Below are 255 nucleotides of genomic sequence, written 5' to 3' on the forward strand. Positions count from 1 at the left end.
GCCGCCAAGGTCACCGGTGGCCTGATCGCCCCGCTCAATCGCAGCGGCGACGAGGAAGGGGCACAGTGGGCAAACGGCATCGTCAGCACTCCGGCGGGCTTCAAGCAGGCCTACGCCACCTACATCGAGGGCGGCTGGGTCGGCCTTTCCGGCAATCCTCAGCATGGCGGCATGGGCATGCCCAAGATGCTCGCCGTGCAGTTCGAGGAGATGCTCTACGCCGCGGGCTCCAGCTTCGCCCTGTACTCCGCGCTG

The 255-nt window shown here is 67.5% G+C and carries 1 pseudogene; it reads left to right on the forward strand.

Annotated elements, in window-relative coordinates:
• Positions 1 to 255 (forward strand): annotated as a pseudogene (locus tag IB234_RS23850) (acyl-CoA dehydrogenase); the annotation flags it as partial.

It is taken from the genome of Pseudomonas sp. PDM16 (assembly GCF_014851865.1).
GTDB lineage: Bacteria > Pseudomonadota > Gammaproteobacteria > Pseudomonadales > Pseudomonadaceae > Aquipseudomonas.